Source organism: Actinoplanes sp. NPDC051475 (assembly GCF_040689425.1).
GTDB lineage: Bacteria > Actinomycetota > Actinomycetes > Mycobacteriales > Micromonosporaceae > Actinoplanes.
Map to the genome: position 1 here is coordinate 106,462 of NZ_JBFAZZ010000022.1, position 10,695 is coordinate 117,156.

Annotated in this window: 9 protein-coding genes and 1 pseudogene; 2 read left to right on the top strand and 8 right to left on the bottom strand. The window is 65.2% G+C overall.

The genetic code is table 11. From position 1 onward, the window contains the following. Positions 1–18: 18 nt before the first annotated feature. The 7 genes from AB0368_RS33900 to AB0368_RS33930 form a co-directional block, all read right to left on the bottom strand. Entirely contained in the window at positions 19–1,275 is a 1,257-nt protein-coding gene (locus tag AB0368_RS33900) for an aminotransferase class III-fold pyridoxal phosphate-dependent enzyme (RefSeq protein ID WP_366158102.1), read from the bottom strand. Then, the gene (locus tag AB0368_RS33905) at positions 1,269–2,420 is read right to left on the bottom strand and encodes a hypothetical protein (protein ID WP_366158103.1); all 1,152 of its coding nucleotides are present in this window, start codon (positions 2,418–2,420) and stop codon (positions 1,269–1,271) included. Before AB0368_RS33905 ends, AB0368_RS33900 begins: the two co-directional genes overlap by 7 nt. Next, complete coding sequence (locus AB0368_RS33910) at positions 2,417–3,757, bottom strand: hypothetical protein (protein ID WP_366158104.1); 1,341 nt, start codon at positions 3,755–3,757, stop codon at positions 2,417–2,419. Before AB0368_RS33910 ends, AB0368_RS33905 begins: the two co-directional genes overlap by 4 nt. After that, a complete protein-coding gene (locus AB0368_RS33915; protein ID WP_366158105.1) occupies positions 3,744–4,970 on the bottom strand; it encodes a hypothetical protein in 1,227 nt (408 codons plus the stop codon). Before AB0368_RS33915 ends, AB0368_RS33910 begins: the two co-directional genes overlap by 14 nt. After that, positions 4,967–6,316, bottom strand: coding sequence for a DUF6002 family protein (locus tag AB0368_RS33920; protein ID WP_366158106.1), 1,350 nt, complete (start codon positions 6,314–6,316; stop codon positions 4,967–4,969). The genes AB0368_RS33915 and AB0368_RS33920 overlap by 4 nt, the downstream gene beginning before the upstream one ends. Positions 6,317–6,451: 135 nt before the next feature. Then, complete coding sequence (gene panD / locus AB0368_RS33925) at positions 6,452–6,871, bottom strand: aspartate 1-decarboxylase (RefSeq protein WP_366158107.1); 420 nt, start codon at positions 6,869–6,871, stop codon at positions 6,452–6,454. Between the two features lie 27 nt (positions 6,872–6,898). Continuing rightward, positions 6,899–7,666, bottom strand: a complete 768-nt coding sequence (locus tag AB0368_RS33930; RefSeq protein WP_366158108.1) for a TauD/TfdA family dioxygenase — start codon at positions 7,664–7,666, stop codon at positions 6,899–6,901. Between the two features lie 354 nt (positions 7,667–8,020). Between AB0368_RS33930 and AB0368_RS33935 the strand changes: the two genes are divergently transcribed. Beyond that, positions 8,021–8,752, top strand: coding sequence for a maleylpyruvate isomerase family mycothiol-dependent enzyme (locus AB0368_RS33935; protein WP_366158109.1), 732 nt, complete (start codon positions 8,021–8,023; stop codon positions 8,750–8,752). Between the two features lie 219 nt (positions 8,753–8,971). Here AB0368_RS33935 and AB0368_RS33940 read toward each other — a convergent pair. Next, positions 8,972–9,151, bottom strand: a pseudogene (locus AB0368_RS33940) (IS3 family transposase); the annotation flags it as partial. Between the two features lie 89 nt (positions 9,152–9,240). Here AB0368_RS33940 and AB0368_RS33945 point away from each other — a divergent pair. Further along, the gene (locus tag AB0368_RS33945) at positions 9,241–10,593 is read left to right on the top strand and encodes an IS30 family transposase (RefSeq protein WP_366158110.1); all 1,353 of its coding nucleotides are present in this window, start codon (positions 9,241–9,243) and stop codon (positions 10,591–10,593) included. Positions 10,594–10,695 lie beyond the last annotated feature (102 nt).

Below are 10,695 nucleotides of genomic sequence, written 5' to 3' on the forward strand. Positions count from 1 at the left end.
CGGAAACCGGCTGGCCTGTCACGGCAGAATCGCCATGGCGTCGCAGAGGATCCTCAGTGCTTCCTGGGCCTCTTCGCGCGTGACAGTGAGGGGCGGAGCGATGCGCAGCGTGGCACCGGCTGCGCCACCGAGGCCGACGAGCAGGCCGCGGCTGCGGCACGCCTCAAGCACATGCCGCGCTGCGAACGGGTCCGGCGTCACACCGTCGGCCGCCGTAAGGTCGACGCCGATCATGAGGCCGTTTGCTCGGACATCGGCGATACGCCGTTGATCCGTACGCAGCCGGCGTAGCCCTTGGTGCAAGATTCGGCCGATGGATTCGGCGTTGCTCTGTAAATCATGGTTCAGCAGGTAGTCGATGGTGCTCAGCGCGGCGGTGGTGGCAAGCGGATTTCCTCCGAAGGTGGAGATGGACTTGGCGGGCAGGCTGTCCAGTACCTCGCGGCGTCCGACGACGCCGCCGATGGCGAAGCCGTTGGCCGCACCTTTGGCGAAAGTGATCAGGTCAGGTTGCAGCTCGTGTGCCTGGTAGCCCCAGAAGTGAGTGCCGGTGCGACCCCATCCGGTTTGCACCTCGTCGCAGATCAGGATGGCGCCGCGGTCGGCGGTGATGGCTTGATAACCGCGCAGCAGTTCGGGCGGCGGCCGCCAGAAGCCGCCGAGGCCTTGGATGGGTTCGACCAGCAGGGCGGCCGGTGGATGGTCTTGGGCGTCCAATCGCCGTTCGAGGTCGGCGAGGCATTCCCTTACCGATCGCCCGTCGCGGCCGTTGCTGGCTGCGGTGACCAGCAGCGGAGTGAAGGGGCTCGGCTGCCACCCCGTTAGTTGCGATACGGCGCAGGTACCGAAAGTCCGTCCGTGGTAGCTGTCGGCGAGCGTTACAACGTGCGGGCTGTGGCTGCGACACACGGCAGCCAGCAAGGCAGTCTCGTTGGCCTCAGATCCGGAGTTGCAGAAGAACGCCACGGCGTCGTCGATGGCGGTGAGCCCGATGACTCGTTCCGCCAAGCGGACTTGCGCGTCGATGAAGTACAGGGTGGAGGTGTGCACAATGCCGGTGGCGAGCTGCTCTTGCACCGCATCCTTGATCTCGGGGATGTTGTAGCCCACCGAGGTCGTCAGGATGCCGGCGAAGAAGTCCAGATAGCGGCGACCCTCGCGGTCAGTGACATGGCGGCCCTCGCCGTGGACGAGGTCGAGCGGTTGCTCGTAATAGGTTGTGACCCAGCGTGGAAGCACCGCGCCCTGCTGTGCGAGTCGATCCTGAGTCAGCATGCAAGCTCCTTGCTGTGGGACGGCAGGTGTTGGTTGTCGACGCGCGTAAGGGATTCCGGGTGGCCGTCTGCGGTGCGACGGCGCAGTGCGGCTCGCAGATTCAGCAGGTCGGCGCGCAGCTGCGCCACCGCGTCGACCGCTACCGTGCCCGGCGCCTGGGGCCAGAACTGGTGCAGCGCGGCGAGCGCCGCAGGAGTGAAGGTCAGGCACCCGTCCGAGGCGATCTGTACGCCATCGAGGGTGGCCGCACGCTGGTTCCAGTCGACCGCCGCCTGCGGCGACGTGCCCGGTGGTAGCCGCAGCGTCACGGATCGCCCGGTGACCAGGACGGGGTAGCCGCCGGGTAGCCCGAGCGGCCCAGGAAGGTGCCCGACGTAGGGTTCGTCATTGATCACTGCGGTGATCAGCGGGCCGGCAGCCCACGCGCTCACTTCATTGACGACATCGCGCGGGCAGGTGCGCATCATGGTGAGCAGGTCTGCAACGTCGTCGAGCGGTTGCCCGTCGACCCAGGCCCGTGCCTCCATCGATGGGTCGTCCGGCCGGTGCAGATGGGCGTGGTGCGCGAGCAGTTGTACCCGGTGCGGGTCGTCGATCTCGAGTCGGTCTTGGATACCGAGGGCTAGGGCGGCGACGTTGCCGATACCGCACAGGACGGGCAGGCCTCGCGCGCTCAGCAACGGGTTGACCGCGTCGGGGAAGCAGGCGTTGAGCAGGATGGGGCTGTCGTTAACGTCGGCGTAGTCGGCGGCGATCCGTTCAACCAGCGCAGCCTGCAGGGGCACGGTGACACCGAAACCCGCTTGCCGTAGCAGGGCACTCCATTGGGTGGTGGTTTGTCTGCTTTCTGCGGGCGGCTGCAGAGATGCGCATACCACCACCACGTCTGGCGAGAGCTGGGCCAGCAGAGGACGCAGATCGGTGGTCAGGTGCAGAGCCGTGACAACGGGCCGGAACTTCACCGGAGCGCCGGCGAGGCGTGCGTGTGCTGAACCTAGGGCGCATGTTGCGGAGACGGCCGTGCTCGTACGGCCGAGCACGTGCACTGTGGTGTCGCGTGTGAGGCTGCGGGCGAGCGCCCGGCATACTGCCGTGGCGAAGGTGCCGGTGCCGACGACAACGATGGATGCGCCGGTCACCTTCATGACTCGGCCACCACGACGTTCTCCATGGCCCCGTAGCCGTCGCGGCTGACCACGCCCGCGTGGCGGCCGGGTGCAAAGAACCGGGCCCACAGGCCTGCGGGGCGGCCGCCGAAGAGGAAGGGGCTCAGCACCGGCGCTACGGAGGCCACCTCGGTGTCGTGGTCGCTCATGGAAATCTCGAGGTGGCACGAGGCTGGCGCGACGTACTCCTGCACGACGCTGTCCTGGCGTTTGAGGGCGTCTTGCACGGTGCTGCGCCACGTCGATGGGTCCGTCTCGCGGCCAATTACTACCTGCAGACCCTTCATGCCTTCGCCGCGTTTGACAACGAATCGGTCCTGGTGGCGTTCGACGAGATCCAGAAGGCCGCTGCGGCTGCCGTGCCAGTCGGCGGGTTCGTCTGCCAGGATGCGCGTCCATGGCAGGTAGCGCGCCACGATTGCGCGCTCAGCGGTGCTCATCCATGCCGGGCCGGTGGACAGCAGGGCCAGGACCTTCTTGTGGTCGAGCAATCCGGCGCTTTGGGTGGGCAGTAGCAGGCAGCCAGCGTCGAGGATCTGACGGATCGGAGCGAGGTCGATGCCGTGGTCACGCCACTCAGAAATGGTGAATTGCCGTAGTCCTAGAGGGTAGGCGCCGCCTGGACCGTCCAGTAGACCGTCGCTGACTTCCTCCGGTTCGAAATGCCGTGCGGTGAATCCGCGACTGTGCAGGTATTCCAGTTCTACGTCGAAGAAGCGGTCGGTGTTGGCCAGGGGCAGGTCGCGGCGGCTGCCGATCCACGCCAGTCGTGGTGGGAGACCTCGCTCAGTGCAGGTGTCGGCGAAAAGGTCGGCGCGGGCCACGAGAGGGTCGAGTGCCTGGAACGGGAAGGTCCCCGTTCGTTGGTAGGCCGCACGCCAGGTGCGCAGGAGCAGGTGAGTTTCGATCACCCCGGAGACGGCGCCGCTGGGATTGAACTCGAGGATCTTCGGCCCGTCTTCCCCGATGATGACGTCTGGTCGGGCGATGCTGGCGGCGAATTCTTCCTCGATGAGCTCGTCGGTGTAGAGCAAGGGATAGTCGGCCATGTCGGCGCCCAAGGCGGCGATGCGTCCGGTTGTGTCATCGGCGAGACTGAGCATGGTACGTCGAACGAGGTCGAGCAGCAGCCGGGCGGCTCGGAAGATCTCCCCGTAGGAGCGAGCGGGGATGACGAACGGTCCGGCGGGCAGAGTCTGCGACGGCAGCATGCCGGTGTCTTCAAGGCCGGTCCACAACATCTCGCGCAGGGCCGCTGTGCTGAGCTCAGGTGCACGACCGTAGTGCGCGGTCCCGAACCAGTCAGAGGTGAGCATCGTGATTCCCTTCCGCGGCGGAGGCCAGCGACACTGACGTTGCACCGCTGCTTGGTCGGTGCTGCGAGGACGACTGCTGGGGTGCCGGGCCAGGAAGTCCGCCGAGGAGCTCGTCGAGGTGGCGATGGCATTCCTCGGTGACGCCTGGAAGTCCGCAGCTGATCGCGGAGCGTGCCGGGCGCGTGTCGTCGTAGAACCACACCGCGCGCAACTGGGTGCCGCTCGCTATTTCGAGCACGGGGTTGGCGACGAGAAAGTCGCGCACGGCCGGCGTGTCCCGCGTGGCGCGCAGCCACAGTCGCTTATCCGCGTGGTGGTTGGGCGCCAGGGTGATGCGCGGATGGAATTTGCGTTTCCACTGAAAGATTCCCTTGGCCAGGAATGCCTCGGTGCCATGGAAGTCGAGATGCTCTACTTGGTGTTCGCTGCACCATTCCAAAAGGAAGTGGTAGACGGCCTTGAACGCGCCGCTGGCGTAGTGCTCGGCGGCGCCATCGAGCACGCCTAGCAAACGGGTTGTCAGGGTGGAGGTTGTAGCGTCCAGCCGGCAGAGGGCACCTGCGACGGGATGCCCGCCCTGCTCAACGAAGAACAGGAATCCCTGACGAAAGACCCCATGGAACGCGACGTCCGGTCGCTCCGTGCGAGCGCGCTCGCCGTGTCGGGCGTCCATGGTCGGTTGGTGCATGCGCCGGTAGAAGAACCAGAAGTCGTCGGGCCGGCTGCCGACGCGGACGGTCCATCCGGAGCGGCGCCTGTTGCGGTTGAATTCCCAGCGTTCCCTCTTAGAGATACGTAGTCGCAGCTTCTCCAATTCGTCGTCGACGTCGACGACGAGGTGAATTCGGAAGGGCAGCACCAAGGCGTTTGCGCCCGGCAGCCGATGTGCCAGCGACTTGCGGCAGCCGACCGCCAGGATGTCGGCGTCTGCCGGCGGCGGGTGATGCAGAACGCGACGGCGTACCGAGTGTCGGGGGCCACGGTGCGCGGGACCGAGAACCGGCTCGCCCAGCTGTTCTAGCAGTGGCACGATGTTGGCGAAGCCCTCCGCTACCCCGGCGTAGCGCAGCGACAGCTGCTGTTGTGGAAACGTGGTGCGCACGGTCGGCCAGAACGGACGGCCATCGCGGTCGACGAGACGGTGGCCAGCGGTCACGAGTGGATGACTGCTGTTCTGCCAGGCGTAGCGCAAGCGCTGCACGGGTGCTGTCACCGTGCCGCCTCCACGGCGCCGGTGACCACGGCGGCGAGGTCTCCCGGGCAGTTGACCGGAGTGAGCCGCCCGCTCGGCAGGGGCTTGAAGTCGTTGGTGGCGTAGCTGCCCGAGCCGTGAACGACCACATCCGGGTGTCGCAGCAGGCCCCGGTCTATGGCGTTGAGCACGCCGGTCATGGCCATGACGAGCGACCATTCTCGCAGTTCACGAGGATCTGCCGGCACGTTTACCTCCCCCGCAAGCATGCTGCGTACCTCGGCGTATCGCTGGAGACATTCGTGCAGCGAGACCACGATCCCACCGCCGCCTTGGTCAGCGATGATCGCGCTCATCTGTGCTGCCGTGACCGGTTGGCGGGTGTAGAACGTGCTGTCGAGTTCTTCGTCCGGGTGAAATGTCGTGGAGGGGAAGGTGAGTTCGCTGTCCTGGTGGTAGAGCCCTGTGCCTGCGTCGTAGCGGTAGTGCGGGCGGTCCGCTTCGTCGATGCGTCCGTGCCGCAGGTGAAGCACCATGTCCGGGGTTCCTAGGTGTTGAACGAGGAAGTATCCCGGCGCCGGTCCGGGCCCGTTGAGCAGGCTGCGACCGAAATGGTGACCGAGAAGTCCAAATGCACTGGACACGGAGTGCACGTGCAGGCGATCCCTACCCGGTTCGGCGGGGAAGTGATCCGCCTCGAACAACGCCCGCGCAGCGTCCGCAACCTGGTAGTTCGGCAAAGCGAGGCTGTACCACAGACGGACGCTGCGGCGTGCGAGAGCCTCAGAGTGCTCGTCAACCACAGCCTGCGCCAACGGCTTGACGTCTGCGGCATGTCGGCCGTCATACAGAGCTACCGGGTTCGCCGCTGCCCAGTGAGGGGTCAAGTCGAGCTTCGAGGTCCACAGCTTGTGCCGCGACCCCTGGGGTACGACGGTGACGATCTGCAGCTGATCGGCGGTGATCAGTTCGCATTCGATGGCACGCAGAACCGCGTCGCGCAGGGCGGTTGCCTTGTTTCCCGAGGAAGGTGTGAGGATCAGGATGCGCTCACCGGTGTCCTGAATGTATCGGACCGCGCGCGCGACGATGATCAGTGAGGCGAAAGTCTTCGTGGTACGAGTGCGGTGGTTGCCCATCAAGTCAAGGAGACGCAGCCGACTGGCGCCGTAGGTTCCCAGATCAGCCACGCTGATGATTGATGCGTCCAGGAAACGCTTCATGCGGTCATCGAGGTCAGGCAGGCCTGATCCGGGATCGAAGCCAGCCGTGTCGGTGTCTATCGTGGCGAGTGCGGCCTGGATTTGCGGGTAGTAGTGAGCCAGGGCATTCTGCAGCGTGCTGGTTCGGGCCATCACGGACGTCATGGATGCTCTCCCAAAAAACCGGTTACGTTGCGGTGAAAGCGAAGGTGCGGCGGTATGCGCGGTGTGGACGGCTCTAATGGGTGGGTCCCGGGGGGCCCACCCGTGTCGCCGTGGAGGGGCCCGCCCCTGATCGCGTCAGCGCGCAGCGACCACGTCGCCGCGAAGAAGGTTGCTGTTCGGTACGGGCTCGGCCGGATCGGTTCCGGTATCGAGGATGCGGTTGTCCTGGCCGACGAAAACAACCCGAGGTTGCAGGGTCTGGATCTCGACGTCGGTGTAGGTGCCGTAGGCGATGATGATCACGAGGTCGCCGGGGGAGATCAAGCGTGCAGCTGCGCCGTTGATGCCCACGATTCCGCTATCGGGGGGACCTTCGATCACATAGGTCGACAGCCTGTTGCCGTTGTTGATGTCGACGACGTCGACGCGCTCGCCTGCAAGGAGATCAGCAGCTCGCATGAGGTCTCGGCACAGCGTCAGGGAGCCGACATAGTGCAGGTCGGCTTGAGTGACTGTTGCGCGGTGAATCTTGGATTTGAGCATGGTGCGATGCATTGATTTCCCTTCGATCGCGGTGTCAGGTCAAGATCCGACGGCGGTCAGGGCGCGACCGTCCGCCATGGCGCCGGTCGGGGCTTGCGTGGGCTGCGCGATTTGAATACGACGCAAGTGCCGGTTGCGGTCGTTGAAGGCCGTGCGCGAGTGCAGCATTCGCCAGTTGTCCCAGACCAGCATGTCGTTGCGTTCGTACCGCACCGAGATGTGCTGAGGTTCGAAATACTCGCGGACCCGCGTCTGGATGTCGGCAACCAGATCGTCGTCGTCTCGGACAATGTTGTTGCAGGAGAACCGCACGATACGTCCGTCTGCGTGATCTTCCAGGACTGGATGCTCGGTGTGCAGGTCGAGTCCGAGTCGACGGATCCCGTCGGTGGTCTTCCACTGATAGACGTGTTGCCGGAGGTGGTCGCGCTCGGTGTTGGTGAGCGTGTCCGTGAACGCGAGCCCGTCCATCAGCGTCGTCTCGCCACCGTCACCCTCGCATGGTGTGACGCACCACAGAGCGATGTAGCGCGGGGGGACGATGTGAAAGTCGTAGCCTTCGGTGTGCGGCAGCAGCGGGCGCGTGTTACCGGCATGGTAGACGTCGTCCATGCCGGGCTCAGGGCGTACGTCACCCACGACTGCACCGGTGTAGTTGGGGATGAACCTGCCGAGCGAGCGACAGAATCCAACGGGGTCGAAGGTGTCCGGGACGTTGCACATGTAGACGTAGCCATGCGTCTCCATCAGGTCTTGGAAGGTGCTGGAGAGCAGGTGCTCCGGCAGCGGATCCCCGTTGAAGTCCATGAGGGACAGGATGCTCAGGGGTGATCGACCCATTGCGACTCCTTCCGAGTCAGGCGGAGGAGTCAGGTCGCAGCCGTACGACTAGCATGCGCACGCCATCAGCTGTCCTGCTTGGCCGGCCGCGGCACCTATCCCCCGTACTTTTAGGACTGGATCTCTGTACCGCTGCGCCAAACATCCAAACTTATAACTTTGTGCGATCGCGCGGGGATGTTACTTAACGTCGATCCAGGCTGGTAACGGCGCTGAGTCGATAGACAGCGAACTTACGCTCTGTAGTGGACGCCCACGTCACACCGCCGGTTGGATGACGGTCGATGAATGATGCATGCTACGGCGGGTAAGGCTGCCGGCATGACGGCACTATCGATGCAAGCGCATCCCATGGAGCTCCTCGATGTTGTCAAGGCCTCGACCGACCGACTGATGGCCACTGCCGAAGAACTTGAGGAGGAGGAGCTCCGCCAGCCGTCCCTCCTGCCAGGCTGGAGTCGCGCCCACGTCCTCACCCACCTCGCCCGAGGCGCCGACTCACGGCGACGACTGCTGCTCAGCGCACGGATTGACGCGACGATTGAGCAGTACCCAGACGAAGAGACGCGTGAACGAGAGATCAACGAGGGGGCGCAACGACCACGGTCGACGATCCTGGCCGACCTTCGAACCTCGGCCGAACTCCTCACGGAAGCGATCGCTCAACACCCCAACGATCGTTGGGATGAACTCGGGTGCTGGCTGGGAGCACGCGAACGGCCCGTGCGCGAAGTCGTGTCCACTCGCCTACAGGAATTGGAAATCCACCACGCCGACCTCAACGCCGGCTACGGTCACCAGGCATGGCCACACTGGTTTGTGGCAGAGGAGCTTCAACGCACCGTCGACGAAATGAGCGACACCGACGAGGTGGCTCCAGTGACGCTCCATGCTACAGATACAGGAACCGGCTACCAGGTGGGCAATAATGCCACGGTAGTCATACGGGGAGCCCAAGCGGACCTCTTTGCGTGGCTCATCGGCCGCAGCTCAGGACATCGCCTGCTGGCCGAACCGGGTGGAGTTCTTCCATCCCCTCCCTCATGGAGATGACGTCCGTGCCGAGTGGCACAACTCGTTGTCCGCCGAACGGACTTGTGCGTGCGCACAAGATGAATTGGCCAGGGGTGCTCGTCACGCAACGGGGCATCCGCGAGCGGCATGTCCGCGTCCTCCTTTGCTCCGGCGGCGCCATCCTCAAGCTCACGAGTTTCCCGCAAATGCGATAGCTGGCACATGTCGTCCGTGTGCCCCGCAGGCTTTGAGGCTTGGGATCGCGGTCCTCAGCTGCTGCTGATTCGGCCAGTTGCGGCGGTCGAGGACGTTGTTCTGCAGCAGGCCGAAGAACGATTCCATGGCGGCGTTGTCGCCGGCTGCGCCGACTCTGCCCATCGATCCGATCACGTGGTGCTGGTGGAGCGCGCGGACGAACTTTCGGCTGCGAAATTGGGTGGATTCAACCGGTCGTCGCAACGCCTTGTTAGAGGGGTGTGGCGGTGGCGGGACCGAGGCAGAAGCGGGTGCGGGCGTATCGGGGTCAGATGCCGTCGCCGGGGCGGCCGACGGTGGCGTGGCGTGAGGATCGGGCTAGGTTCTGGGCGGCGATCAGGTCTGGTGTGATGACCGAGGACGCGGCTGCGGCGGCGGGCGTGTCGGGGCCGGTCGGGTTCCGGTGGTTCCGGCACGCTGGCGGCGTGAATCCAGCGTTGCCGGCGACTATGTCGGGCCGGTATCTGTCGTTCAGCGAGCGCGAGGACATCGCCTTGGCCCGGGCGCAGGGCATGGGGGTTCGTGAAATCGCGCGCCAGCTCGGCCGGGATCCGTCGACGGTCTCGCGGGAGTTGCGGCGCAACGCCTCGACCCGCACATATTTGGCGGATTACAAGGCTTCGACGGCGCAATGGCATGCCGAGCGCCGAGCTCGGCGGCCGAAAAGCGCGAAGCTACTGACCAACGATCGGCTGCGCGAGTATGTCCAGGAGCGGCTCGCGGGCGAGATCCGGACGGCGAACGGCCATCTGGTGGCGGGCCCGCAGGGCCCGCAGTTCAAGGGCCGCAACAAGCCGCACCGCGGTGATCGGGCATGGATCACTGGGTGGAGCCCGGAGCAGATCTCACGGAGGCTGCGCGCGGAGTTCCCGGAGGATGGGTCTATGCGCATCAGTCATGAGGCGATCTATCAGGCGCTCTACGTTCAGAGCCGCGGCGGCCTCAAGCGTGAACTCGTTGCTTGCTTGCGGACCGGGCGGGCGCTTCGCGTTCCCCGGGCACGCGCGAAGCAACGCGCGTGGGCGCACGTCACCAGCAACACGCTGATCAGTGAACGGCCCGCCGAGGTTGAAGATCGCGCTGTCCCAGGACATTGGGAAGGGGACCTGATCATCGGGTTGCAGCGCTCCGCGATCGGCACCCTGGCCGAGCGCACGACCCGGTTCACGATGCTGATCCATCTGCCCCGCGAGGACGGCTGGGGTGTGATCCCGCGGACGAAGAACGGACCCGCGCTGGCGGGATACGGAGCGATCACGATGAGTCGGGCCCTGGCCGCGACGATCACAACATTGCCTGAGCAGCTACGCCGTTCGCTGACCTGGGATCGAGGCAAGGAACTATCCGCGCACGCCCGGTTCACGATCGCGACCGGCGTGCCGGTGTTCTTCGCCGATCCGCACAGCCCATGGCAGCGCGGCAGTAACGAGAACACCAACGGCCTGCTGCGGCAATACTTCCCGAAGGGTACCGACCTGTCGCGGTGGAGCGCCGAGGAGATCAACGCCGTCGCTCACGCCCTCAACAGCAGACCCCGCAAGACACTCGGCTGGAAGACCCCAGCCGAAGCCCTCGACGAACACCTACAATCGCTGCAACGAGTCGGTGTTGCGACGACCGGTTGAATCCACCTTGCGACCCGCGGTCGGTGTGCAGCACGCAGCCGGCCACGTCACCGCGTCGAGTGACCGCGTTGTGCAGGGCGTTGACCGCCAGCCTCGACTTCA